Below are 24,806 nucleotides of genomic sequence, written 5' to 3' on the forward strand. Positions count from 1 at the left end.
CTTCTTAGTCCTCCCCCAGGATCTGCGGCACCTTGAAACGCTGCTGCTCCTGGGCCGGGGCGCCGGAGAGCGCCTGCTCGGGGGTGAGCGAGGGACGGACCTCGTCCTTGCGCATGACGTTCGTCAGCGGGAGCGGGTGCGAGGTCGGCGGTACGTCTTGGTCGGCGACCTCGCTGACGCGTGCGACCGCGCCGATGATGTCGTCCAGCTGTCCCGCGAAGTGCTCGAGCTCTTCGGGCTTCAGCTCCAGACGCGCCAGCCGGGCGAGGTGGGCGACCTCCTCGCGCGTGATGCCAGGCATGCAGCGATCCTCTGGGGTGAGAGTTTGTGGTTTGGGGCCAATCCTATGGGGCGGGGAGGGATGCCCGTGAAACGGTTTCCCCGGCCCCGTTCGCGGACCCCGTCCCGGCCTCAGACGAGGAAGAGCAGGACGGCACTGATGAGTACGACCACCGCCGTGGCGAAGTGAATGCCGAAGGCGACGGCCTTCGTACCGCCGTGCCGCAGCACTATCAGCGTGTCGAAGAGCGGCACGATCGCCACCGCGAGCATGAACCAGGCCTCGGCGCGGGCGCCCACGAAGAACAGCAGCGCGAGGCCGAGCAGGCCGAAGGTGCCGTCGCGCAGGCCCTTGATCGACAGATAGGCGCCGGCGTCGCCGTCCGGCCGGGCCGGGACGCCGTAGCCGGCGGCGGCCGAGGCGGGCTGGAACAGGAACCGGTACCCGAGGAACACACAGAACAGATCGAGCACGACGGCCAGGGTGTACGCGGTCACGGTCATGTCCTCACTCCTTGCTAGCAGCGCTAGGGATGGGAGCGAAGCTAGCAGAGCACTGACAGGTTGGCTAGCGCTGCTAGAATTCGTGGCATGTCGATCCAGACGCGCCGGGAGCGCGAACGAGCGGAGCGCGAGCGGCTGATCGTCACGGCCGCCCGGGAGCTGGCGGAGGCCGAGGGCTGGGACGCGGTCACCACGCGCCGGCTGGCGGCCGAGATCGAGTACAGCCAGCCCGTCCTCTACAGCCACTTCAAGGGCAAGACCGCGATCATGGCGGCGGTCGCGGTGCAGGGCTGCGCCGAGATGGCCGTCGAGTTGCGTACGGCCCGGACGGCGGCGAAGGGCAGACACGGGGCGCTCGCTGCGGTGGGCGAGGCGTACACGGCGTTCGCCCGGCGCCGACCGGCCCTGTACGACGCGATGTTCACGCTCCGCGTAGACCTGCCGTTCGCCACGCCCGAGGCCCCGGCCGCGCTCCAGGAGGCCTTCGGTGAACTGCTGGCGGCGGTCGAGCCGATCGCCGCCGAGGGGGACGACCCGGGTCTGCTCACGGAGACGTACTGGGCCGCCCTGCACGGCCTGGTCACCCTGATGCGCAGCGGCCGGCTACCGGAGCGGGCGCATCAGCGGCGACTGGAGCTGCTGACGCGGCACTTCACGGCGGGGGCGCAGCGGGCGGGGGCGTAACGGGCGGGGTGCCGGACGTCGACGAGGTCACTCGGCGGCGGGCAGTGCGGCGCGCGGCCGCTGCCAGCCCCGGGAGCCCCGGGCGCGCAGCCATGCCGTCGTCTCCTCCGGCGGCATCGCCGCCGCGACCAGCCACCCCTGTACGGCGTCGCAGCGCAGGTCCCGCAGGCGTTCCCAGGTCTCGTCGTCCTCGACGCCCTCGGCGACCACGAGCAGGCCCAGGGAGTGCGCCAGGTCCACGGTGCAGCGCACGATCTCCGCGTCCTCGTTGTCCACCGCGAGCCGCGCCACGAACGAGCGGTCGATCTTCAGCTCGCTCACGGGCAGCCGTCTGAGGTGCACGAGGGAGGAGTACCCGGTGCCGAAGTCGTCCAGGGACATCTTCACGCCGTGGCCGGTCAGTCCGGCGAGCGTGTCGGCCGCGCGCTGCGGGTCCTCCAGCAGGACGTGTTCCGTTATCTCCAATTGGAGCGCTCCCGCCGGGACGCCGTGCCGGGCGAGCCGCGCGGCGACGGAGCCGGCGAATCCGGGGGTGTGGACGTCGCGGGGAGAGACGTTGACCGCGACCGGCACGTACAGCCCCTGGGCACGCCATCGCGCCACCTGCCCGAGCGCCGTCTCCAGCACGTACTCCGTCAGCTGCGGCATCAGCCCCGACGACTCGGCGATGGCTATGAACTCGTCCGGCGGCACCTTCCCGCGCTCCGGATGCACCCAGCGGACCAGCGCCTCCAGGCCCGCGACCTGACCGTCGAAGCGGACCTTCGGCTGGTAGTGCAGCTCGACCTCGTGCGCGTCCAGGGCCCGGCGCAGGTCGCCCAGCAGACCCAGCCGGTCCGGGGTGTTGGAGTCCCGCTTCGACTCGTAGACCTCTACGCCCGTACGGTCCCGCTTCGCCTGGTACATCGCCACGTCCGCGCGCCGCAGCATCCCCTCGGCGTCGAGGGCGTGGTCGGGGAAGACGGCGACGCCCGCACTGGCCTCCAGGACCAGGGTGAGTCCGTCGAGGTCGAGCGGGGAGCTGAGGGCGGCGACCAGACTGCGGGCCACCCGGGTCGCGGACGTCGTGGAGTCGGCGACCGGCAGTAAGACGGCGAACTCGTCGCCGCCGAGCCGCGCGGCCTCCGCTCCGCGCGGCAGGGCGAGGCGCAGCCGATCTGCTATCTGCAACAGCAACCGGTCTCCGGCGAGATGACCGAGCGTGTCGTTGACCGATCGGAAACGGTCGAGGTCGATCAGCATCAGGGCGGACCGGGCGCCGATGCGCTCGGCGTCGTCGAGCGCGGTCCAGATCCGTTCCAGCAGCCACTGCCGGTTGGGCAGTCCGGTCAGCGGGTCGCGCAGCTGCTCCTCCGCGCGCGCCCGGGCGATCCACAGGGTGGAGTCGAGGGCGATGAGCGGGATGGCGAACAGCGGCAGCAGCAGGGGCTTGGCGAGGGCGACGACGCACACCAGCGGTGCGATGCCAAGCAGCGCGACCGCGACCAGGCCCTGGCGGACCAGGGCGGTGCGGGCGACGGTGGGCAGGCCGCCGCGCGGGGCGTTCAGATACCACTGCAGGACGCGGGTGACCGCGAGATACGCGGCGGCGACAAGGACCACGCCAGGGGCGGTGTAGAGCGTCCAGGTGTCCGGGTCCCAGGGGTTCTCGACGGTCGGCACCCGGCCGAAGGCGGCCAGCACCAGAGCGCCGGCGGCGATGCCGAGGATGTCCACCGCGCCGTGCAGCACGCCTTGCCGCCAGCGGCCCCGGCGGGCGACGCCGACCAGCACGACCACGGTGAGGCTGACCATGCCGGCGGGGACCCAGCCGTACAGCATCAGCACGGCGAGGGTGAGGGCGGCGCCGGAGCCGGTGCCGCCCCACCAGCGGGCGCGGCCGAGTGCGACGAGGTGGCCGACGATGATGCCGGTCAGCACGGCCAGGGACCAGCCGACGGTGCCGGACGGGAAGAGCGCGTGGTCGCCGGTGAACGCCCGGTAGAACCCGGCGCCGAGGACGAACCCGGCCGCCGCGACGACCGCCGCCGGCAGCGCGGGCCAGGACAGGTGCCGTTCGTGGTCGGAGTCGGGTGGCCCGGTGGTGTGGTCGGCGTCGAGCCGCACGGCGGTGTGACCGTCCGCGGCGGCGCGCTGTCCGGCGCCGCCCGCCGCGCCTCTTTCCAAGCGCGAACGTTCCGCGCTTCGCGCCGCCCACCCCCGCCACGCGCCGGCCATCCGGCGCAGCCGTGAGTCGGGGGCGGCGCTCTCGGTCGGTTCCATTCCCGTCCCTCTCACAGCCGGCGGTGCCCACGCCACGCGGCCCGATGCCCGACAACAACCTTCAACGGCGCCGCGTTGGAAAACCCTTCCCCCGCCCTTCAAGGCTCGTGCAGAGCAAGGGGATGCCCCAACCGCAGCTGGGCACGGCAGGCGCACACCTCAACAGTAGGCCGCAGAAGGCTTCCACGGGCAGCGGTCGTCAACGGTTGCCCGAATGCGCCCCAGGCACCCGTATGCATCTGGTATGCGCCGATCAGGGGGCCTTCAACCGCTACTCCTGCGCGGGGAGGGCAACTTCGGCCGCCGCGTCCGGTCCCTGTTCCAACAGGACGGTGAAGCCGTCCTCGTTCAGAACAGGCACCTTGAGCTGCATGGCCTTGTCGTACTTGGACCCCGGGCTGTCACCCACGACCACAAAAGATGTCTTCTTCGAAACGGAACCGGTGACTTTCGCTCCGCGACTCTGCAACGCCTCCTTGGCGCCGTCGCGGGTGAACTGCTCCAGCGTGCCGGTGACGACGACGGTAAGCCCTTCCAGCGGACGGGGGCCTTCGTCCTCGCCAGTCGACTGCTCCTCCAGCGGGACGCCGGCGGCCTTCCACTTCCGGACGATCTCGCGGTGCCAGTCCTCGGCGAACCACTCCTTGAGCGCGGCGGCGATGATGGGCCCGACGCCGTCGGTCGCCGCCAGCTCCTCTTCTGTGGCCTGTTCGATGCGGTCCACCGAGCGGAACTCGCGCGCGAGGGCCTGCGCCGCCACCGGCCCGACATGCCGGATGGACAGCCCGTTGAGGAACCGGGCGAGCGGGCGCTGCTTGGCCGCCTCGATGTGCTCCAGCAGGGCGAGGGTGTTCTTCTTCGGCTCGCCCTTCTGGTTGGCGAAGACCGTGACGACCTTCTCCTCGCCCGTCTTGGGGTCCCGCTTGGGCAGACCGCTGTCCTGGTCGAGGACATAGGCCTTGATGGGCAGCAGCTTCTCCACCGTCAGGTCGAACAGGTCGCCCTCGTCGACCAGCGGCGGTTCGGCCGGCTCCAACGGGCGGGTGAGCGCGGCGGCGGCCACGCCACCGAAGTGCTCGATGTCCAGGCACTCGCGGCCCGCGAGATAGGAGACCCGCTCCCGCAACTGGGCAGGGCAGGTACGGGCGTTGGGGCAGCGGAGGTCGATGTCGCCCTCCTTCATGGGCCGGAGCGCCGTACCGCACTCCGGGCACTCGCTCGGCATCACGAACTCCCGCTCGCCGCCGTCGCGCAGGTCGACGACCGGGCCGAGGATCTCCGGGATGACGTCCCCGGCCTTGCGGATGACCACGGTGTCGCCGATGAGCACGCCCTTGGCCTTGACGACCTCCTGGTTGTGCAGCGTCGCGAACTCCACCTCGCTGCCGGCCACCGTGACCGGCTCGACCTGGGCGTAGGGCGTCACCCGACCGGTGCGGCCGACACCGACCTTGATGTCGACGAGCTTGGTGTTGACCTCTTCCGGCGCGTACTTGTAGGCGATGGCCCAGCGCGGGGCACGCGCGGTGGAGCCGAGGCGGCCCTGGAGGCGGATCTCGTCGAGCTTGACGACGACTCCGTCGATCTCGTGCTCCACGGAGTGGCGGTTCTCGCCGTAGTAGGCGATGAACTCCCGTACCCCGCCGAGGTCGTCGACCACGCGGTTGTGCGGCGAGGTGGGCAGACCCCAGGTCTTGAGGAGGTCGTAGGCCTGGGAGAGGCGGGTCATGCCCGTGAAGCCCTCCAGCGCGCCGATGCCGTGGACGACCATGTGCAGCGGGCGGGTGGCGGTGACGCGCGGGTCCTTCTGGCGCAGCGAACCGGCGGCGGCGTTACGGGGGTTGGCGAAGGGCTTGTCGCCCGCCGCTACCAGACGCTCGTTGAGGTCGAGGAACTTCTCCATCGGGAAGTAGACCTCGCCGCGGATCTCCACCAGGTCGGGGACCTCGTCGCCCTGGAGGCGGTCCGGGATCTCCGCGATGGTGCGGACGTTCGGGGTGATGTCCTCGCCGGTACGGCCGTCGCCTCGGGTGGCCGCGCGGGTGAGGCGGCCGTTCTCGTAGGTGAGGTTGACGGCGAGGCCGTCCACCTTCAGCTCGCACAGGAAGTGGTACGCCTGCTCGCCCAGCTCCCGGGCGATGCGGTCGAGCCAGGCGGCCAGTTCGTCGTCGTTGAAGGTGTTGTCGAGCGAGAGCATCCGCTGGCGGTGCTCGACCGCCGTGAACTCCGTCTCGTAGGACCCCGAGACCTTCTGGGTCGGCGAGTCCGGTGTGCGCAGCTCCGGATACTTCTCCTCCAGCGCCTCCAGCGTCTTCAGCAGCTTGTCGAAGTCCGCGTCGCTGATGACGGGCGCGTCCTTCACGTAGTACCGGAAGCGGTGCTCCTCGACCTGCTCCGCCAGCTGCGCGTGCTCGTCGCGGGCCTCGGCGGGCACCGCCGTCGTCTCCGCCTGCTTGTCGCCGGCCACCGTATCGTCCTCCCGTTACTCTGGGTTGTCCGCGAGGGATCTCGCCGCCTGGACACAGTGGGCGAGTGCCCTGCGCGCGTACTCCGGGGAGGCCCCCGCGAGTCCGCACGACGGCGTGATGGTGACCGCCTCCGCGAGAAGCCCCGGTGCCAGCCCCAACCTGCGCCACAGCGTCCTGACACCCATGACGCTACCGGCAGGGTCTGACAATCGGCCGTCCGTGCCCGGGACGACACCGGCGAAGAGCCGCGTCCCCGCTTCCACCGCCTCACCGATCACGTCGTCGTCACGCTCGGTGAGGAGGGAGAAGTCGAAGGAGATCGCCGCGGCGCCCGCCCGGCGCAGCAGGGCGAACGGGACGTCCGGTGCGCACGAGTGGACCACGACGGGGCCGTCGCCGTGAACCCCGACGACGTCGCGCAGGCCGGCCTCGACGATCTGCCGGTCCACGGCGCGGTGGGTGCGGTAGCCGCTGGCCGACTTGACCTGCCCGCGGAGTACGGCGACGAGGGAGGGTTCGTCGAGCTGGAGGACGAGCTGTGCGGCGGGTACTCGGCGGTGTACCTCCTCCAGGTGCAGGCGCAGGCCCTCGGCGAGGGAGGCGGTGAGGTCGCGGCAGGCGCCGGGGTCGGAGAGGGCGACCTCGCCGTTCCTCAACTCCAGTGCGGCGGCCAGGGTCCAGGGGCCGACTGCCTGGATCTTCAGCAGTCCCTCGTGTCCCTGGGTGAACTCCTCCAGTGCGTCGAGGTCCTCGCCCAGCCAGGAGCGGGCGCGCCTGGTGTCGCGGCCCGGGCGGTCCCCGATGCGCCAACCGCTGGGCTCCACGCGTGCGTACAGCTCGACGAGCAGTCCCGCGGTGCGGCCGATCATGTCCGCGCCGGGGCCGCGGGCGGGGAGCTCGGGGAGGTGGGGGAAGTCCTCGAAGGAGCCGGTGACGGTCTTGGCCGCCTCCCGGGCGTCGGCGCCGGGCATGGAGCCGACGGCTGTGGCTGCGCCGAAGCGGATGTCTGCGTTCACGTGAGCAGCCTATGTTTCCCGCCCCCGCCGCCCCTACCCGTCCCATCCCTGGGGGCTCCGCCCCCAGACCCCCGCTGTCGGCCCTCCGGGCCTCGTCCTCAAACGCCGGACGGGCTGAAGGGCCTGTAGGGGCGCGGGGAACTGCGCGACCAGCCCCCACCGGCCCGCACCCGAGGAACGACCTCGGGGTCGAAGGGGCGGAGCCCCTGGGGATGGGACGGGTAGGGGCGGCGGGGGCGACGGAGAGGCGGCTATCTGCCGGGGCGTACCGTCAGGTCGTTCACCTCGGCGTCCCTCGGCAGGTCCAGGGCCAGCAGGATCGTCGTCGCCACCGACTCCGGGTCGATCCACTTCGACGCGTCGTACTCCTTGCCCTCCTGCTGGTGGACCTTGGCCTGCATGGGGCTCGCCGTGCGGCCGGGATAGACGGTGGTGACCCGGACGCCGTTGCCGTGCTCCTCGTGCCGGAGGGAGTCCGCGAGGGCCTTCAGACCGTGCTTGGACGCGGCGTACGCGGACCAGTCGGCGTGGGCGTTGAGCCCGGCGCCGGAGTTCACGAAGAGCACGTGACCGCCGGCGGCCCGGAGCTGCGGAAGGAAGTGCCGGGTCAGCTCGGCCGGGGAGATGAGGTTGACGTTCAGCTGGTGGCGCCAGGACTTCGGAGTCAGGTCGCCGACCGGACCGAGGTCCACCACCCCCGCGATGTGGAGCAGGGAGTCCACCCGGTCGGGGAGCGACTGGTGGGAGAAGGCCCACGACAGCTTGTCCGGGTCCGCGAGGTCGCCGACCAGCGTCCTCGCGCCGGGGAACTGAGCGGCCAGCTCCTTCGCACGGCCCGCGTCGCGCGCGTGGAGGACGAGATCGTCCCCGCGCGCGTGCAGCCGGCGGGCGACGGCCGCGCCGATGCCGGAGCCCGCTCCGGTGATCACATGTGTAGCCATGCCCGCCATGCTCGCATCAGGCGGCGGTCAGGCCACGCCCCGGCTCTCTTCAAGGTAGGCCAGCGCCCCGACCGGCTCGTCCGCGAAGAACACCAGGTCGCTCAGCGGGCGGGGCAGGAAGCCCTCGTCCTCCATGCGGCGGAACTGTTCCTTCAGGCCGTCGTAGAAGCCCGCGGTGTTGAGCAGGACCACCGGCTTGTCGGTGTGGCCGTGCTTCTTCAGCTCAAGGATCTCGGTCGCCTCGTCCAGGGTCCCGGTGCCGCCGACCATGATCACCACGGCGTCGGCCTTCTCCAGGAGCAGCCTCTTGCGCTCGGCCAGGTCCTTCGCGATCACCATCTCGTCGACGCCGGGGCGCACCTTGGCGGCCAGGAACTCCACGGAGACCCCGGCCAGCCGGCCGCCCGCCTCCTGCACGCCGTCGGCGACGACCTTCATCAGACCCACGTCGGAGCCGCCCCACACGAGCGTGTGCCCGCCCTTGCCCAGCAGTTTCGCGAACTCGCGCGCGGGGCGTGTGTAGCGGTCGTCGAGGTCGGCGGCGGAGAGGAAGACGCAGATTCGCATGGAGCCACCGTACGCGGGAAGAACCCGGCGCCCGCGAGTGCTTTCCGGATATGGCTGACGGACACACGATCACGATCGAGCAGGGCACGCGGCACGTACGGGTCGTCCACGGCGACCAGGTCCTCGCGGAGAGCGAGCGGCCCCTCGTCCTGCGGGAGACGGGCTGTCCCCCGCGGTACTACATCCCGGCCGAGGACGTACGCCTGGACCTGCTGACGCCCTCCGACACGCACACCTACTGCCCGTTCAAGGGAACGGCCTCCTACTGGTCGCTGCCGGACGCGGCGGACCTCGTCTGGGCGTACCCGGACCCGAAGCCCGACGTGTCCGAGATCAAGGACCACCTCTGCTTCTACGAAGTCGAAGTGTCGTGAACGATTAGTTCCGCCTCGTACGGCAATCTCCACAGACATGGACAAGAACACCAATTCGGCCGACGGCACCTCCATCGCGTACGCGACCAGCGGTGACGGCCCGGCGGTGATCCTCGTCAGCGGCGCGATGTCGACCGGGGGCACGGTGGCGCCGCTGGCCGTGCCCTTGGCGGATCGGTTCAGGGTCGTCTGGTACGACCGCCGAGGGCGTGGTGGGAGCGGGGACACGCACCCGTACGCGGTGGACCGCGAGGTCGAGGACCTCGCCGCGCTGATCGAGGCGGTGGGCGGCGAGGCGGCGCTGTGCGGCGTCTCGTCGGGCGGGGCGCTGGTGCTGGAGGCGGCGGCGAGCGGGCTGCCGGTGCGTCAGGTCGCGGTGTACGAGGTGCCGTTCGCGGACTTCGTGGAGGGCGGCGCGGCGCAGCGCTCCGCGTACACGGCGAACCTGACCGAGGCACTCGCGCAGGGCCGGCGCGGGGACGCGGTCGAGCTGTTCCTGCGGCTGACCGGGATGGCCGAGCAGATGATCCAGGGCGCCCGCCAGTCCCCCATGTGGCCCGGCATGGAGACGATCGCGCCGAGCCTCGCCTACGACGACGCCGTGCTCGGCGACGGCCTGGTGCCCCGGGAGCGGCTGGCCTCGATCGGCGTTCCGGTGCTGTCGGTCGCGGGCGGCGCGAGCCCGGCGTGGATGCGGGAGGCGGCGCGGGCGGTCGCGGAGGCCGTGCCCGAGGGGACGTACCGGTGCCTGGAGGGGCAGACCCACATGGTGGAGCCGGAGGTGCTGGGGCCGGTGCTGGCGGAGTTCTTCGGAGGGTGACCGGTGCCGGGTACGCGCGTGTGCCCGGCGGCCGGCCTCAGACGGTCGTGGGCGTCGCCCGCACCGTGGACGCGATGCCCGGCGGCCGGCCTCAGACGGTCGTGGGCGTCGCCCGCACCGTGGATGCGATCGTCGCCGAGCCCACCACGCGCGTGCCGTCGTACAGGACGACCGCCTGGCCGGGGGCGACACCGCGGACGGGCTCGGTGAAGGTGACCTCCAGGGAGCCGTCGACCAGCTCGGCGCTCACCTCGGTCTCGCCGCCGTGGGCGCGCAGCTGGGCGGTGTAGGTGCCGGGGCCGGTCGGGGCGGCGCCGCACCAGCGGGGCTTGATCGCGGTGAGGGCGCTGACGTCCAGGGCGGCGGCCGGGCCGACCGTGACCGTGTTGTTCACCGGCGAGATGTCGAGGACGTAGCGCGGCTTGCCGTCGGCGGCCGGGGTGCCGATGCGCAGGCCCTTGCGCTGGCCGATGGTGAAGCCGTAGGCGCCCTCGTGCGTGCCGAGCTTGGCGCCGGACTCGTCGACGATGTCGCCCTCGGCCTTGCCGAGGCGGTTCGCGAGGAAGCCCTGGGTGTCGCCGTCGGCGATGAAGCAGATGTCGTGCGAGTCGGGCTTCTTGGCGACGGCGAGGCCCCGGCGCTCGGCCTCCGCGCGGATCTCGTCCTTCGTCGTCACCGTGTCGCCAAGCGGGAACATGGCGTGCGCCAGCTGCTTGTCGTCCAGGACGCCGAGGACGTACGACTGGTCCTTGGCCATGTCGGAGGCGCGGTGCAGCTCGCGGGTGCCGTCCTCGCGCAGGACGACCTGTGCGTAGTGGCCGGTGCAGACGGCGTCGAAGCCCAGCGCCAGCGCCTTGTCCAGCAGGGCAGCGAACTTGATCTTCTCGTTGCAGCGCAGGCAGGGGTTCGGGGTGCGGCCGGCCTCGTACTCGGCGACGAAGTCCTCGACGACGTCCTCGCGGAAGCGGTCGGCGAGGTCCCACACGTAGAACGGGATGCCGATGACGTCGGCGGCGCGGCGGGCGTCCCGGGAGTCCTCGATGGTGCAACAGCCCCGCGCGCCCGTGCGGAAGGATTGGGGGTTCGCGGAGAGCGCGAGGTGGACGCCGGTCACGTCGTGGCCCGCTTCGGCCGCACGGGCGGCGGCGACGGCGGAGTCGACCCCGCCGGACATGGCGGCGAGGACGCGGAGGGGGCGGGAGGGCTGCGCGGTGTCAGTCATAACCCTTCCAGGGTACGGGGCGCGGGAACCAGGGCCCGCGAGTATCCGTTGACGATCACATGGGACAGCGGAAGGCTCCGAAGGACGGCGACCGGAAGGTCGGGCGTCGCGCGTTGCTGATTGGTGGGACGGTGGCAGCGGCGGGCTCGGCCGTGCTGGCCCGCGACGAGCTCGCGCGTTTGTGGTGGCGGGTGCCCGGCGTGGAGAAGCCGCGCAAGGAGGGCGAGGTCGACTTCGCGGGGGCGCGCTGGGTGGCGGCGTCGGACGCGAACTGGCGGCGGGCGGACCGTCCCGACGACTACGGCGTGGACATGGTGATCATCCATGTCACCCAGGGCAGCTTCGACAGCGCGGTGAAGGTGTTCCAGGACCCGGAGCACGGCGCGGCCGCGCACTACATCGTCCGCAAGGACGGTCACATCACGCAGATGATCCGCGAGCTGGACGTGGCGTACCACGCGGGCAACCGCGACTACAACGAGCGCAGTGTCGGCATCGAGCACGAGGGCTTCGTGGACCGGCCGCAGGACCTCACCGACGAGATGTACGAGGCCTCGGCCCGGCTCACGGCCCGAATATGCGCCCGCTACGACATCCCCGTCGACCGCGAGCACATCATCGGGCACGTGGAGGTGCCGGGGACGGACCACACGGACCCCGGGAAGCACTGGGACTGGGACCGGTACATGAAGCTGGTGCGCGCGGCGCGTACGGCGCAGGCGTGATCCCGGGGCGGTCGCCCCGCCGCCCCTCGACCGCCGCGGCCGGCGCCTGCCCTCAGGTGAGGCCGGCCGCCCGCGCCCGCTCCACCGCCGGGCCGATGGCCTTGGCGACCGCCTCGACGTCGGCCTCCGTGGAGGTGTGGCCGAGGGAGAAGCGCAGGGTGCCGCGGGCGAGGTCCGGGTCGGTGCCGGTGGCCAGCAGGACGTGACTGGGCTGGGCGACGCCGGCGGTGCAGGCGGAGCCGGTGGAGCACTCGATGCCCTGGGCGTCCAGGAGCAGCAGCAGGGAGTCGCCCTCGCAGCCGGGGAAGGTGAAGTGCGCGTTGGCCGGCAGTCGGCCGCCGGGCGCCGGGTCGCCGCCGAGGATCGCGTCCGGGACGGCCGTACGGACCGCTTCGACCAAGGCGTCGCGCAGGGCGCCGATCTCGGACGCGAACCACTCGCGCTGCTCGGCGGCGAGTCGGCCGGCGACGGCGAAGGAGGTGACGGCGGGGACGTCGAGGGTGCCGGAGCGCACGTGCCGTTCCTGGCCGCCGCCGTGCAGGACGGGGACGGGGGTCTGGTCACGGCCGAGGAGCAGGGCGCCGATGCCGTACGGCCCGCCGATCTTGTGGCCGGAGACGGTCATCGCGGCGAGGCCGGAGGCGGCGAAGTCGACGGGGACCTGACCGAAGGCCTGGACCGCGTCGGCGTGCAGCGGGATGTCGAACTCGCTTGCCGCGTCGGCCAGTTCACGGATCGGCATGACGGTGCCGATCTCGTTGTTGGCCCACATCACGGTGGCCAGGGCGACGTCGTCGGGGTTGCGGGCGATGGCTTCGCGCAGGGCGTCGGCGTGGACCCGGCCGTGGGAGTCGACCGGGAGGTACTCGATCGTCGCGCCCTCGTGCTCGCCGAGCCAGTGGACGGCGTCGAGGACGGCGTGGTGCTCTACGGGGCTGGCCAGGACGCGGGTGCGTGCCGGGTCGGCGTCGCGGCGGGACCAGTACAGGCCCTTGACCGCGAGGTTGTCGGCCTCGGTGCCGCCGGAGGTGAGGACGACCTCGCTGGGGCGGGCGCCGAGCGCTTCCGCGAGGGTCTCGCGGGCCTCCTCGACGGTGCGCCTCGCGCGGCGGCCGGACGCGTGGAGGGAGGAGGCGTTGCCGGTGACGCTCAGCTGGGCGGTCAGCGCCTCTGCCGCCTCCGGAAGCATGGGGGTCGTCGCGGCGTGGTCGAGGTAAGCCATGGTGGCGACGATTCTACGGGGCCGCGGCGCTGGGCTTGAGCGGCGGTGCGCTCTGCGTTGACGCCGGCGTTTGTCGCGTGGGACCCGGCGCTGCAGGCCGTGCCCGCCAGTTCCGCCATGCGGAACGTTTGCCCACGGGGTTGGACGGCCACAGAGTTGGCTGCCCTCCGGGGTCAGAAGTTCCAGGACAGCGTGTTGTCCATCTGCACGAACGCCAGCAGGACCAGCAGGTCGGCGACGCCCAGGCCCATGCCCAGGTACGCCCGGCCCTTGCGCTGGGTGCCGCGCCACAGGGACGCGGCGGCCAGGACGATGGCGGTCGGGCCGAGGAAGAGGTTGAAGACCAGGAGGCCCAGGAGACCCAGGATGAAGGACGCGACGGCCATGCCGTCGGCGTCGCGGGTGCGCGGGCGGGTGGCGGGACGACCGGTGGCCGGGGCGGTGAGTTGCATGGGTGTCAGCTCCTGAGAAGTCGGTGCGGTGCGATAGCAAGTCGGTCGCGACGGCCGAAGTCGGGCGCGACGGCGGGTCAGTTGCGGCGGCGGGTCAGTTGCGGCGGGCGCGGCGCTCGCGTGCGGCGAAGATGCCCAGCCAGACGGCGATGACGGCGGCGGCCACGGCGGTGAAGGCGAGCGGCGCGTGGGCCACGGTGCCCAGCAGCACGCCCAGCAGCAGGAGCGCGGCGACGAGGAACAACATGGGATCGGATCCCCCTCTGAGATCTCTCTCGTTGATCTCACTCGTTACGTCTTGGTGAACAGTTGTAGTTACAGTTGTTCACTGACTTCAGAGTCTAGCGCGCTCCACGGCTTTTCAATTCCAGAGAACAGTTGTTAACTGCATGGTATGAGTCACACCCTCGGTATCCGGCAGGCCCAGAAGCAGAAGACCCGGCAGGCGCTCCTGGACGCGGCCCTGGGGCTGTTGGAGGAGCAGAGCCTGAGCAGCCTGGGCCTGCGCGAGGTCACGCGCGCCGTCGGTGTCGCGCCGACCGCCTTCTACCGGCACTTCCGCTCCACCGCCGACCTCGGCGTCGCCCTGGTCGAGGAGGCACTGGGCAGCCTCCACCCCATGATCCGTACGACCGTCTCCTCGGCCGGCGACAGCGACCAACGCATAGAGCGGGCCGTCGGGTTGATCGCCCACCACGTCGAGACGCACCCGGCCCACGTCCGCTTCATCGCCCGTGAGCGGCACGGCGGGGTGCAGTCGGTGCGCCAGGCCATCCAGGACCAGCTGGCCCGCTTCACCGAGGAGGTCAAGGCGGCGCTGGCCAAGGACCCGGTCTCCGAAGGCTGGAACGACGACGATCTCCGCATGCTCGCCCACCTCTACGTCGACCAGATGCTGATGACGGCCTCGCTGTTCCTGGACGCCCTGGAGGCGCCGGAGGAGGAGCGCCGACGGGTCGTCCAGGTCGCCACCCGCCAGATGCGGCTGATCAGCATCGGCCGGGAACACTGGCTGGATTGAGCCCCCAGAACATGGCAGGGGCGGCACCCCCGTTCACCGGGAGTGCCGCCCCTGCCGTATGGCTGCCGTGGCCGTATGGCTGCCGTACCGCGCCCCGCGGCCCGCGTCAGCTCTTGGTCGCCGTGGCGGCCACGCTCGGCGCGCCGCTCGGGGCACCGCTCGGCGCCGCCCCGCCGCCCTGGCCACCACCAGGGCCGCCACAGCCGCCACCCTGCCCCCCACCGGGGGCACCCTGACCGCCCTGACCGCCCTGTGCGCCCTGGCCACCCCCGCCCGGACCGCCGGACGGCGCATCGCTGGGCGCGCCGGACGCGCCGGCCGACGGCGCGCCGGAGGGCGCACCGCTCGGCATGCCCGAAGGTGCCCCGCTCGGCGCACCACTGGGGGCGCCCGACGGCTGCTGGCACGACGACGACTGCTGGCCGGAGTCGCCGCTGTTCGAGCTCGACGACGAGTCGCCGGACCCGCAGGCCGCCAGGGCCAGGGGCGAGAGCGCCAACAGGGCCACGGCGGGGAGGAGACGCGCACGCTTCATGAGAAACAGCTCCATGGAAGATGAGGAAGTCCTGGGGCGGGCACTCAACCAACGCCGCTTAGGGCTTCCTTGAGGCCCCGCTGTCGACGACCTGTGCGCCGGGCAAAGCGCACCTCAAGACACCTCGCTGACCTGCGAGTTTGCCCTAATGATCAACCTACTCGCTGGTACAGGGCCGTGACAGAAGCAGCCGCTCGCGCCAGCTCCTCCCGCACCTCGGGGGGGGAGAGACGACCGCCACCCGGTCCGAGAACTGCAGGAGTTGGCGGGCCTCGCCGACAACTCCCAGCGGGAGACGGACCGTGGCCCATTCGCCCCCGACCTCGCCCCCATCCGCGCCCTCGTCCTCGCTCTCACCCTCACCCTCGGGGAGCGAGACCAGCGACGACAGGATCGAGAGCAGGCGGCCGGACTTCACCCCACCACGATCTCAGCCCGTCCCCGCGTCAGCCCAGCCGCACCCGGGCCAGCTGCCTCGACTGGGCCACCAGCCGGTCCGCGCTGTCCCAGACCTCCGCGTCCTCCTCCAGGAAGCCGCCCGCGAGGTTGCGGGTCGTGATGGACACCCGCAGCGGGCCCGGCGCCGGGCGGCAGCGTATGTGGACGGTCAGTTCGACCGTCGGGACCCAGCCGGAGATGCCGATCTCGAAGGCGGTCGGGGGCAGGGCGTCGACCGCCAGGAGCAGCGAGAGCGGATCGGCGTCGCGGCCGTCCGCGAGGCCGAACCAGGCCCGCATCTCGCCGTTGCCGGACGGCTGTCCGAGCGCCCAGCCGAGGGTGGAAGGGTCGAGCTTGAGCATCAGGCGGTCGGCGATGGCCGAGCTGCCGTCGACGGGGGCGGGGCCACCCGACGGTAGTCGGATATCAGATGCAGTCTCGGGGCCGAAGCAGTGCTCCAGGGGCGGGAACGCGGGCGGCTTGGCCGTCGTACGGACGTCGTCCGGGAGGGCGTCGAGGTCGCCGTACGAGGCGAGGACCCGGATCCGCTCGACCTCGCGGCCCTGGTCGTCGTACTGGAAGAGCGAGGCCTGGCCGGTCGACAGGGTCCGCCCGGTGCGCACCACGTCCGTGCGGACCACCGCGGGGCCGGGCTGGGACGCCGTCAGATAGTGCGCGGAGATCGTGAACGGGTCGCTGTGCGGAAGGGCGTCCGCGAGGGCGCGGCCGAGCACGGCCAGCAGATAGCCGCCGTTGACGGCGCTGATGATGGTCCAGCCGGCGGAGAGGTCGATGTCGTAGACGCCGGGCTCGCGCGGGGTGAGCGCGGTGTCGCGGTCGAACTCGCTGTCGCCGATCGTGGCCCGCTGGGCCGCCGGGGCCGTAGGGGCGGAGGCTGCTTCTGGCATGGGTGAACGGTACAACAGCTAGCTACTAAGCGGTAGCTTTCCCGCTTTGGTCATGGACGAGATGTGAGCAACTTTTCGGTAAGTGTCCCCGCCCGTCCGAAACCCGGAGACCCATCTCCCCCTCTATGAGGACATGAGTCTCACCGGGACCCCGTTCCTCTACACGCTGATCGCGCTGTGCGTCGTCGCCGTCGCGCTGCCGCTGGTCCTCTGGTCGCGGGTGCGCGGGCCCAAGGCCGTGCGGGCCGCCGCGCGGCTGCTGATGCTGGTGTTCGCCCAGGGCACCGCGGTCGCCCTGGTCTTCACGATGGTCAACAACTCCAACCAGCTGTACGACAACTGGGGCGACCTGCTCGGCACCAGCGACCATGTCCACGAGGCCGCCGACCTCGGCGCGAGCGGCACCGGCGGCATAGCGCTGGAGAAGCTGCCCAAGGTGCGGCAGGTCTTCAAACCGGCCAAGGGGCCGGGCATGCGCTCGGCGGGCGGTGTGCTCGTCACCCAGCTCAGGGGCCAGGTCTCGGGGGTGGACGCCGAGGTCAACGTCTGGCTGCCGCCGCAGTACCGCGATCCCGCCTACCGCGATCACAAGTTCCCGGTCGTCGAGGTGCTGCCGGGCTACCCGGGCTCGTCGAAGGCCTGGTACGGGACCATGGACGCGCCCGAGCAGCTCGCTCCGCTGATGCGCAGCGGCCAGATCGAGCCGTTCATCATCGTCTCGCCGCGCACCACGCTGCTGCCGGGCAAGGACACCGGCTGCGCGAACATCCCGGGCAAGGTGAACGCCGACAGCTGGCTCAGCATCGACGTACCGAAGATGGTGACGGACAACTTCCGGGCCCAGGCGGCGCCGGACGGCTGGGCGGTCGCCGGGTACTCGGCGGGCGCGCACTGCGCGGCGAAGCTGGCGGTCGCCCACCCGGACCGCTACCGGGCCGCGGTGAGCATGTCCGGCTACAACGACCCGATCGCCGTGCCCCAGTCGCTGGCCGGCAAGTCGCCCGCGCTGCGGGCCGCGAACAACCCGTATGTGATCCTCAAGGAGTCCCGGGTCCCGCCGCGCGTCGCGCTCTACCTCTCGGGTCAGCCGAAGGACGGGTACGAGGCGGCCATGGCGATCCAGCGGGTCGCGAAGGCGCCGACGACCGTGCACGTGGTGTTCGTCCCGAAGAGCGCGGGCGGTCACACCATGGCGCTGTGGAAGCCGCAGGTGGTGCCGGCGTTCCGCTGGCTGACCGAGGTGATGGGGTCGCACCGGATCCGGACGGCGCCGGGCTCCGGCGGCACTACTCCTCTCGCACCGTCGACCGCCGGTTCCAGGCACGCGGAGCTCGCCAGTGGTAGCGCATCGCCAGCAGCCGCAGCACGAAGGCCGTGACGGCCGCGAGGGTGCTGGTGAGCGGGGTCAGGGCGTCGTAGTGGATGCACAGGACGGTCATCGTGGAGCCGACGATCGCCGGGACCGCGTACAGGTCGCGGTCCCAACGCAGCAGTGACGGCACCTCGTTGGCGAGGACGTCCCGCAGCACACCGCCGCCGACGGCCGTCGCGAGGCCGAGGGTGGCGGACGCGGTGAGGTTGAGGCCGTAGTCGTACGCCTTCGCCGTCCCGGCGACGCAGAACAGGCCGAGGCCCGCCGCGTCGAAGACGTTCACGCCGGTCTGGATGCGCTCCACGTGCGGGTGGAGGAAGATCACCAGCAGCGAGGCGAGCAGCGGGGTCAGGAAGTACCCCAGGTCCGTGAAGGCCGCCGGCGGTACGGCGCCGATGACCACGTCCCGGAACAGTCCGCCGCCCAGAGCGGTGACCTCGGCGAGCACGGCGATGCCGAAGACGTCGAAGTTCTTGCGGACGGCCAGCAGGGCGCCGGAGATGGCGAAGACGAAGATGCCGATCAGGTCGAGCGTGTGCTGGACGGACGGGCTGAACAATTGCTGGAGCACTCGTACATTCTTACGTAGCCAAAGGCCCCCACCTTGCAAAGGAAGGCGGGGGCCTGAAGCCGGTTACTGGCTTTCGTCCGTGGACGACTTGGCGGGTGTCTCCTCGGGCGCTTTCGCGGCCTTCCCGGCAGCCGCCGGCTTCCCCGGCTTCCCCGGCTTCCCCGACACCTCGTCCGGCACCAGCTCCGCGGCCTCCTTGGCCACGGACAGCAGCACCGTGTCCTGCGGCTGCTGGTCCGCGAAGTCCTCCGGGTGGTGGCAGGCCACCCGCTGCCCCGGACGCAGCTCCGCCAGCGGCGGCTCCGTCGTCCGGCAGACCTCGGTCGCCTTCCAGCACCGCGTGTGGAAGCGGCAGCCGCTCGGCGGCGCTATCGGCGAGGGCACGTCGCCGCGGAGCAGGATGCGCTCGCTCTTCTGCGTGCGCCGCTTGGGGTCCGGGATCGGCACCGCCGACATCAGGGCCTTGGTGTACGGGTGCATCGGCGACGCGTACAGCGAGTCCCGGTCGGCCAGCTCCACGATCTTGCCGAGGTACATCACCGCGATCCGGTCCGAGACATGGCGTACGACGGACAGGTCGTGCGCGATGATCACGTACGTCAGCCCGAGCTCGTCCTGGAGGTCGTCCATCAGGTTGACGACCTGGGCCTGGATCGACACGTCGAGCGCGGAGACCGGCTCGTCGGCCACGACCATCCGGGGCTTGAGGGCCAGCGCGCGGGCGATGCCGATGCGCTGACGCTGACCGCCGGAGAACTCGTGCGGGTAGCGGTTGAAGTGCTCGGGGCTCAGGCCCACCAGTTCGAGGAGGCGCTGCACCTCCTTCTTGACGCCGCCCTCGGGCTCGACGCCCTGGAGCCGGAACGGCGCCGAGACGATGCTGCCGATGGTGTGCCGGGGGTTCAGCGAGCCGTACGGGTCCTGGAAGATCATCTGCACGTCGCGGCGCAGCGGGCGCATGCCGCCCACGCCCAGGTGCGTGATGTCCGTACCGTCGAACTCGATCCTGCCGCCGCTCGGCTCCAGCAGCCGGGTGATCAGCCGGCCCATGGTCGACTTGCCGCAGCCGGACTCGCCCACGACGCCGAGGGTCTCGCCCCGGCGCACCTCGAAGTCGATGCCGTCCACGGCCTTGACCGCCCCGACCTGCCGCTGGAGCAGGCCCTTCTTGATGGGGAAGTGCTTGACCAGGCCCTCGACCTTGAGCAGCGGTTTCTCGTCGTCGGCCGGCGCGGCTTTCACGGCCGCCGCCGCGGCCCCGGTCTCAGTCTCGCTCACAGCTTCGGCGCAATCTCTTCGGTCCAGATCCGGGTGCGGTCCTCCTGCGACAGGTGGCAGGCGGTGAAGTGCCCGCCGCCGACCTCGTGCAGCTCGGGGCGCTCGGTGCGGGTGATCCCGCCCTTGGGGACGTCCGCGTAGGGGCAACGCGGGTTGAAGGCGCAGCCCGTGGGGACGTTGATGAGGCTCGGCGGCTGCCCCTTGACCGGGATGAGCCGGTCGGTCTGCGCACGGTCGATGCGCGGCATCGAGCCGAGCAGGCCCCAGGTGTAGGGGTGCGACGGCTCGTAGAAGATCTTGTCGACCGGGCCGCGCTCCACACAGCGTCCGCCGTACATCACGAGGATGTCGTCGGCGATCTCGGCGACCACGCCGAGGTCGTGCGTGATGATGACGACCGCGGAGCCGAACTCCTTCTGCAGATCCCGGATCAGGTCGAGGATCTGCGCCTGCACGGTCACGTCGAGCGCGGTGGTCGGCTCGTCCGCGATCAGCAGTTCGGGGTTGTTCACCAGCGCCATGGCGATCATCGCGCGCTGGCGCATACCGCCGGAGAACTCGTGCGGGTACATGTCCACGCGCTTGTTCGGCTCCGGTATGCCGACGCGGTCGAGGAGTTCGACGGCGCGACGGCGGGCGGTCTTCTTGTCGACCTTGTTGTGGACCCGGTACGCCTCCACGATCTGGTTGCCGACCGTGTAGTACGGGTGCATGGCGGACAGCGGGTCCTGGAAGATCATCGCCATCTGCCGGCCGCGCATCCGGCGGACCTCGTCGGGGCTCGCCGAGACGAGCTCCTTGCCGTCGAGCCAGATCTCGCCGGACATCTGCACGTTCTTGCCGCGACTGCCCAGGCGGTGCAGGCCCATGACGGCCAGCGAGGTCACGGACTTGCCGGAGCCGGACTCGCCCACGATGCCGAGGGTCCTGCCCTTCTCCAGCTGGAAGGAGAGACCGTCCACGGACTTGACCAGGCCGTCGTCGGTCGGGAAGTGCACCTTGAGGTCGCGCACTTCGAGGAACGCCCTGGGCGGCTCTCCGGCACGTACGGGCTCGCCCACGGCGGCCCCGGTCTTGGACAGGTCGGTCACGAGAGCCTCACCCGCGGGTCGATCGTGGCGTACAACAGGTCCACCACCAGGTTCATGAAGACGACGAAGAACGCCGCGAGCAGGGTCACCCCGAGGATCGGCGGCAGGTCGTTGGCGGTGATCGCCTGGACCGCGTACTCGCCGATGCCGTGCAGGGAGAACACCGTCTCGGTGATGACGGCACCACCGAGCAGCAGGCCGATGTCCATGCCGAAGACCGTCACCAGCGGGGTCAACGCGGCCCGCAGACCGTGCCGGACGACGACCTTCCGCTCCCGCAGACCCTTGGCCCGGGCGGTGCGGATGAAGTCCTCGCTCATGGTCTCCAGCATGCCCGAGCGGGTCAGCCGGGCGTAGATGGCCGAGTAGAGCAGGGCCAGCGAACACCACGGCAGGAACAGGGTGTTGGCCCACTGGGAGGGGTTCTCGGTGAAGGGGACGTAGGTTCTGCCGAAGATCTCCAGCTTGTAGCTGAACAACAGCAGGGCCAGCTGCCCGGTGAAGAACATGGGCAGGGAGACGCCCGCCAGGGCCACGCCCATGGCGGACCGGTCGAAGAACGACCCCGGCTTGAGAGCGGAGACGACACCGGCCGCGATACCGCCGATCAGCCACAGCACGGCGGCGCCGACGGCCAGCGAGAGGGTGACCGGCAGCCGTTCGGTCAGCTGGGGCCAGACCTCGATGTGGTCCTTGAAGGAGTAGCCGAAGCAGGGTGCGTCACAGCGCACCGTGGTGGGGCCGAGGTCGTAGGTGGCGCCGGAGACGATCCCCTTGACGAAGTCCCAGTACTGGACGTACACCGGCTGGTCGAGGCCGAGGTTCGCCTTGACCGCCGCGATGTCCTCGGGGGTGGGGTTCTTGCCGATGTACTGCTGGGCCAGCTGGTCGGCGGTCTGCCCGGCGAGCTTCGGCAGGATGAAGAAGATGCCGAAGGTGACCGCGGTGACGACGAGCAGCAGGACCAGTGCCGCGATCGTCCGGCGGATGATGTACGAGATCACGAGGACCGGCGCCGGCGCCCGCGGCTGACTTCAGTCCGCGGGCGCCAATGCCTTCACCTGCCTTCCGGGGCTACTTCTCGGCGGTGCCGACGTTGAGGTAGTCGTACTGACCGCTGAAGGCGGACGTCGACACCAGGTTGGTGGCGTGCGGCGTGCGGTACAGCAGGACCTTGAAGTAGGTCAGCGGCACGATCGCGGCCTGCTCCATGATCTTCTGGTCGACCTGGGTGTACGCCTTGGTGCGGGCGGCCTCGTCGGTGTTGCCGATCGCGTCGTCCAGCAGCTTGTTGATCTCGGGGTTGTCCAGCTGGGACAGGTTGGAGTTGCCGGACTGGCTGATGGCCTTGCCGTGCGCGATCTGCTGCAGGAAGCCGTAGCCGGTGGGCCAGTCGGCGCCCCACTGCATCATCATCAGGCCGATGTTGTTCTTCTTGTCGAAGTTGGGCACGCCCGCGTAGTCGGAGAAGTACTTGCCGGACGGGTACTGCTTGATGTCCGCGTCGATGCCGACCTTCTTCAGCGCGCCGACGATCGCGGTGGCCGCGTCGACCTCGCCCTGGCGGTCGGTGCGGGCCGAGATGGAGGTCTTGAAGCCGCCCTCCTTGCCGCAGGCCTTCAGGTGCTCCTTGGCCTTGGCGACGTCACCCTTGCTGCCCGGGGTGGCGTACTGGTCGGCCTTCTCGTAGCCCGAGACGTCGGTCGGCAGGACCGTGGTGGCGATGTCACCGCGGATCGGGCCGCCCATCGCGGTCTGCACGGCGGTCTTGTCGATCGCGTACTCGACGGCCTTGCGGCACTCGACGTTGTTGAACGGCGCCAGCTTGGTGTTGATCGCCGCGTAGATGAGGCGACCGCCCAACGCGTTGTCCGTGTTGGCCATCTCCTCCTTCTTGCCCAGGACCTGCGCCTGCGTCTGCGCGTCGACACCCGTTCCCTGGATGTCGATCATCGTGTCCCCGGACATCACGTCCTTGTCGATCGTGGCCTTGTTGACCTTGAGGTTCACCACGATCTTGTCCGGGTACTGCTTGCGCAGCGGGTCCGTCTTGGCGTCCCACTCGGGGTTGCGGACCAGGACGATCTGCTTGCCCTCGTCGTACTTCTGGAACTTGTACGAGCCGGAGGAGACGACCTTCTTGGTGTAGTCGACACCCGTGTCCTTGGCCCGCGGCACGGGGGCCGTCTGCGGGGCGCTGACGAGGTAGTCGAACTCGGCGAAGGCCTTGTTCAGGTGGAAGACGATCGTGTTGTCGTCCGGGGTCTCGATGGACGAGATGCCCTTTTCGCTCTTGTCCTTGTACGGGCCCTTGTAGTCGTCCGGGTTGTCCAGCAGGTTCTGGAAGTAGTTGGGGCCGAGGGAGAGCACGTCACGCGCGAAGTTCGAGCGCTCCACCGCGTACTTGACGTCCTTGGAGGTGACCGCGGTCCCGTCCTCGTACTTGACGCCCTGACGGATCTTGTACGTCCAGGTCTTGCCGCCGTCGCTGGGCGTGCCCGCGCTTTCCGCGAGGTCCGGGACGAGCTCGTTGCCCGCCTCGCCCGGGGCGGGCTTGAAGGTCATCAGGGGACGCGCGTAGAGGCGGCTGAAGTTGTAGCCGTAGGCGTAGTACATGTTGCCCGGGTCCAGCGACTCGGGAGCGTCGGAGCTCGCGTAGGTGACCGTTCCGCCCTTGTGGGTGGAGGCGTTCACCACTCCCTTGGTCGCGGCGTTCGCGCCGGCGCCCTTGGGCGTGTCGGCGCCGTCGTCGGCCTTGCTGCAGCCCGCGAGAAGCAGGCCGGCGCTACTGGCGACCGCAATCGCGGCCATTGCTGACCTTCGCATGATGGTCGGATTCCCCTTCGTAGGTGGACACTTGGGTGGGACGTCGGGCCGCATTCGGGTGTCGCGACCGCGGACGTCAGCGGCTGCGGGGGTCGAGTGCGTCCCTCAGGCCGTCACCGAGGAGGTTGAAGGCCAGCACCGTGATGAAGATCGCCAGGCCGGGGACGATCATGTACTGCGGGTCGACCTGGAAGAAGTCGACGGCCTCGTTGAGCATTCCGCCCCAGGAGGCCTGGGGCGGCTGGATACCCACCCCGAGGAAGCTCAGCGAGGCTTCGAAGAGGATGTTCGTCGGGATGAGCAGCGTCGAGTAGACGATGATCGGCGCGACGAGGTTGGGCAGCAGTTCCTTGAAGAGGATGTACGGGCCGCCGGCCCCCATCCCCCGGGAGGCGTCGACGAACTCCCGCTCGCGCAGGGCCAGGGTCTGGCCGCGCACGATGCGTCCCATGTAGGGCCAGTTGAAGAAGCCGATGACGAAGATCAGAACGGAGATGTGCAGGGGCAGCCCTTCGAGGCCGAAGGCACCGCCCTGGAGCGTCGCCGAGATGGCGATGGCGAAGAGGAGCAGCGGGAACGCGAGGAACGTGTCCATCAGGCGGCTGACGACGGTGTCGACCCGGCCGCCGTAGTAGCCGGCGACCAGGCCCATCACGGTGCCGATGACGACGGACAGCAGCGTCGCGCCGAAGGCGACGACCAGGGAGACCCAGGAGCCCTCCAGGATGCGCGCGAGGATGTCCCGTCCGAACTTCGGCTCGACGCCCAGCGGGTGGTCCCAGCTCATCCCGCCGAAGTCACCCTTGGGCAACGAGGTGTTGGGGTCGATCAGGTCCTGGTGGAAGGCGTTGGGGTCGAGCCCCAACAGCGCCTGGAGCGGACGGGACAGGGCCGCCACGAGGATGAGCAGCACGACAACGATGCCGCCGACGACGGCTATTTTGTCCCGCTTGAAGCGTGTCCAGGCGATCTGCCCGAGTGACCGGCCCTCGATCCTGCGGGCCTCGACCCCCTTCAGCACGGCCTCCGGCTGGGCGTCGGCCTGCGATCCGGTGGTCTCGATCGGTGCCGTCACGGTGAGTCTGACCCCTCTCGGCCGACGGTCGTCGGCCCCCCTGGCTGCCGCTGTAGCGGTTGCTCGAACTCGCACACAGGGCCTATCGACCCGTGTCTTGCCGGGAGTCTTCAACGCTTTGGCGATCTGTTGCCAGAGTTGGCAAGGAAAGTATG

General features: G+C 70.6%; 25 protein-coding genes and 1 pseudogene. 6 read left to right on the forward strand and 20 right to left on the reverse strand.

Annotated features, from left to right (window positions below; genetic code table 11):
* Positions 1-4 precede the first annotated feature (4 nt).
* Together gatC and AQJ67_RS08915 are read right to left on the reverse strand one after the other, a co-directional pair.
* The gene (gene gatC / locus AQJ67_RS08910) at positions 5-301 is read right to left on the reverse strand and encodes an Asp-tRNA(Asn)/Glu-tRNA(Gln) amidotransferase subunit GatC (RefSeq protein ID WP_030851400.1); all 297 of its coding nucleotides are present in this window, start codon (positions 299-301) and stop codon (positions 5-7) included.
* 110 nt (positions 302-411) lie between these two features.
* Complete coding sequence (locus AQJ67_RS08915) at positions 412-783, reverse strand: DUF4267 domain-containing protein (protein WP_062717554.1); 372 nt, start codon at positions 781-783, stop codon at positions 412-414.
* 87 nt (positions 784-870) lie between these two features.
* Here AQJ67_RS08915 and AQJ67_RS08920 point away from each other — a divergent pair, with 87 nt between their 5' ends.
* Complete coding sequence (locus tag AQJ67_RS08920) at positions 871-1,467, forward strand: TetR/AcrR family transcriptional regulator (RefSeq protein ID WP_062717555.1); 597 nt, start codon at positions 871-873, stop codon at positions 1,465-1,467.
* A 27-nt stretch (positions 1,468-1,494) separates the two neighbouring features.
* On the opposite strand, the gene AQJ67_RS08925 is transcribed toward AQJ67_RS08920, so the two are convergent.
* From AQJ67_RS08925 to AQJ67_RS08945, 5 genes are all read right to left on the reverse strand, one after another.
* Complete coding sequence (locus AQJ67_RS08925; RefSeq protein ID WP_062717556.1) at positions 1,495-3,729, reverse strand: putative bifunctional diguanylate cyclase/phosphodiesterase; 2,235 nt, start codon at positions 3,727-3,729, stop codon at positions 1,495-1,497.
* A 271-nt stretch (positions 3,730-4,000) separates the two neighbouring features.
* Entirely contained in the window at positions 4,001-6,196 is a 2,196-nt protein-coding gene (ligA, locus tag AQJ67_RS08930) for an NAD-dependent DNA ligase LigA (RefSeq protein ID WP_062717557.1), read from the reverse strand.
* A gap of 15 nt (positions 6,197-6,211) precedes the next feature.
* Positions 6,212-7,213 (reverse strand): methionine synthase, encoded by a 1,002-nt coding sequence (locus tag AQJ67_RS08935; RefSeq protein ID WP_079055847.1) that lies wholly within the window; start codon positions 7,211-7,213, stop codon positions 6,212-6,214.
* Positions 7,214-7,464: 251 nt separating this feature from the next.
* Positions 7,465-8,163, reverse strand: a complete 699-nt coding sequence (locus tag AQJ67_RS08940; protein ID WP_079055848.1) for an SDR family oxidoreductase — start codon at positions 8,161-8,163, stop codon at positions 7,465-7,467.
* A gap of 18 nt (positions 8,164-8,181) precedes the next feature.
* Positions 8,182-8,721: an LOG family protein gene (locus AQJ67_RS08945; RefSeq protein WP_062717559.1), complete on the reverse strand. Its 540-nt coding sequence runs from the start codon at positions 8,719-8,721 to the stop codon at positions 8,182-8,184.
* Positions 8,722-8,771: 50 nt separating this feature from the next.
* On the opposite strand from AQJ67_RS08945, the gene AQJ67_RS08950 reads away from it, so the two are divergent.
* Together AQJ67_RS08950 and AQJ67_RS08955 are read left to right on the forward strand one after the other, a co-directional pair.
* Positions 8,772-9,095: a DUF427 domain-containing protein gene (locus AQJ67_RS08950; RefSeq protein WP_062717560.1), complete on the forward strand. Its 324-nt coding sequence runs from the start codon at positions 8,772-8,774 to the stop codon at positions 9,093-9,095.
* A gap of 37 nt (positions 9,096-9,132) precedes the next feature.
* A complete protein-coding gene (locus tag AQJ67_RS08955) occupies positions 9,133-9,915 on the forward strand; it encodes an alpha/beta fold hydrolase (RefSeq protein ID WP_062717561.1) in 783 nt (260 codons plus the stop codon).
* A gap of 91 nt (positions 9,916-10,006) precedes the next feature.
* Here the strand turns inward: AQJ67_RS08955 and mnmA are convergent, their stop codons facing one another.
* Positions 10,007-11,137, reverse strand: a complete 1,131-nt coding sequence (mnmA, locus tag AQJ67_RS08960) for a tRNA 2-thiouridine(34) synthase MnmA (RefSeq protein WP_062717562.1) — start codon at positions 11,135-11,137, stop codon at positions 10,007-10,009.
* A 59-nt stretch (positions 11,138-11,196) separates the two neighbouring features.
* Here mnmA and AQJ67_RS08965 point away from each other — a divergent pair, with 59 nt between their 5' ends.
* The gene (locus AQJ67_RS08965) at positions 11,197-11,862 is read left to right on the forward strand and encodes an N-acetylmuramoyl-L-alanine amidase (RefSeq protein WP_062717563.1); all 666 of its coding nucleotides are present in this window, start codon (positions 11,197-11,199) and stop codon (positions 11,860-11,862) included.
* A 52-nt stretch (positions 11,863-11,914) separates the two neighbouring features.
* Here AQJ67_RS08965 and AQJ67_RS08970 read toward each other — a convergent pair whose 3' ends face one another.
* The 3 genes from AQJ67_RS08970 to AQJ67_RS48155 form a co-directional block, all read right to left on the reverse strand.
* Positions 11,915-13,084 (reverse strand): cysteine desulfurase family protein, encoded by a 1,170-nt coding sequence (locus tag AQJ67_RS08970; protein ID WP_062717564.1) that lies wholly within the window; start codon positions 13,082-13,084, stop codon positions 11,915-11,917.
* 173 nt (positions 13,085-13,257) lie between these two features.
* Positions 13,258-13,536 (reverse strand): hypothetical protein, encoded by a 279-nt coding sequence (locus tag AQJ67_RS08975; RefSeq protein WP_062717565.1) that lies wholly within the window; start codon positions 13,534-13,536, stop codon positions 13,258-13,260.
* Positions 13,537-13,630: 94 nt separating this feature from the next.
* Positions 13,631-13,783, reverse strand: coding sequence for a hypothetical protein (locus AQJ67_RS48155; protein ID WP_167366195.1), 153 nt, complete (start codon positions 13,781-13,783; stop codon positions 13,631-13,633).
* Between the two features lie 147 nt (positions 13,784-13,930).
* Between AQJ67_RS48155 and AQJ67_RS08980 the strand changes: the two genes are divergently transcribed.
* Positions 13,931-14,557, forward strand: coding sequence for a TetR family transcriptional regulator (locus tag AQJ67_RS08980; protein ID WP_062717566.1), 627 nt, complete (start codon positions 13,931-13,933; stop codon positions 14,555-14,557).
* A 106-nt stretch (positions 14,558-14,663) separates the two neighbouring features.
* On the opposite strand, the gene AQJ67_RS44880 is transcribed toward AQJ67_RS08980, so the two are convergent.
* From AQJ67_RS44880 to AQJ67_RS08995, 3 genes and pseudogenes are all read right to left on the reverse strand, one after another.
* Entirely contained in the window at positions 14,664-15,092 is a 429-nt protein-coding gene (locus AQJ67_RS44880; protein WP_079055907.1) for a hypothetical protein, read from the reverse strand.
* 152 nt (positions 15,093-15,244) lie between these two features.
* Positions 15,245-15,474 (reverse strand): annotated as a pseudogene (locus tag AQJ67_RS46645) (WCX domain-containing protein); the annotation flags it as partial.
* A gap of 64 nt (positions 15,475-15,538) precedes the next feature.
* Entirely contained in the window at positions 15,539-16,438 is a 900-nt protein-coding gene (locus tag AQJ67_RS08995) for a thioesterase family protein (RefSeq protein ID WP_062717569.1), read from the reverse strand.
* Between the two features lie 133 nt (positions 16,439-16,571).
* Between AQJ67_RS08995 and AQJ67_RS09000 the strand changes: the two genes are divergently transcribed.
* Entirely contained in the window at positions 16,572-17,816 is a 1,245-nt protein-coding gene (locus AQJ67_RS09000) for an alpha/beta hydrolase (RefSeq protein ID WP_062717570.1), read from the forward strand.
* Here AQJ67_RS09000 and AQJ67_RS44885 read toward each other — a convergent pair.
* From AQJ67_RS44885 to AQJ67_RS09030, 6 genes are all read right to left on the reverse strand, one after another.
* On the reverse strand, positions 17,725-18,381 hold the full coding sequence (locus AQJ67_RS44885; protein WP_079055849.1) for a trimeric intracellular cation channel family protein: 657 nt from the start codon (positions 18,379-18,381) through the stop codon (positions 17,725-17,727). The genes AQJ67_RS09000 and AQJ67_RS44885 overlap by 92 nt on opposite strands.
* A gap of 63 nt (positions 18,382-18,444) precedes the next feature.
* A complete protein-coding gene (locus tag AQJ67_RS09010) occupies positions 18,445-19,659 on the reverse strand; it encodes an ABC transporter ATP-binding protein (RefSeq protein ID WP_062717572.1) in 1,215 nt (404 codons plus the stop codon).
* Complete coding sequence (locus AQJ67_RS09015; protein WP_062717573.1) at positions 19,656-20,750, reverse strand: ABC transporter ATP-binding protein; 1,095 nt, start codon at positions 20,748-20,750, stop codon at positions 19,656-19,658. Before AQJ67_RS09015 ends, AQJ67_RS09010 begins: the two co-directional genes overlap by 4 nt.
* Entirely contained in the window at positions 20,747-21,754 is a 1,008-nt protein-coding gene (locus AQJ67_RS09020) for an ABC transporter permease (RefSeq protein WP_062717574.1), read from the reverse strand. The genes AQJ67_RS09015 and AQJ67_RS09020 overlap by 4 nt, the downstream gene beginning before the upstream one ends.
* A 70-nt stretch (positions 21,755-21,824) precedes the next feature.
* Positions 21,825-23,576, reverse strand: a complete 1,752-nt coding sequence (locus AQJ67_RS09025) for an ABC transporter substrate-binding protein (RefSeq protein WP_208614930.1) — start codon at positions 23,574-23,576, stop codon at positions 21,825-21,827.
* A gap of 76 nt (positions 23,577-23,652) precedes the next feature.
* Positions 23,653-24,651, reverse strand: coding sequence for an ABC transporter permease (locus tag AQJ67_RS09030; RefSeq protein WP_062717576.1), 999 nt, complete (start codon positions 24,649-24,651; stop codon positions 23,653-23,655).
* Positions 24,652-24,806: the final 155 nt, after the last annotated feature.

The organism is Streptomyces caeruleatus (genome assembly GCF_001514235.1).
Classification (GTDB): domain Bacteria; phylum Actinomycetota; class Actinomycetes; order Streptomycetales; family Streptomycetaceae; genus Streptomyces; species Streptomyces caeruleatus.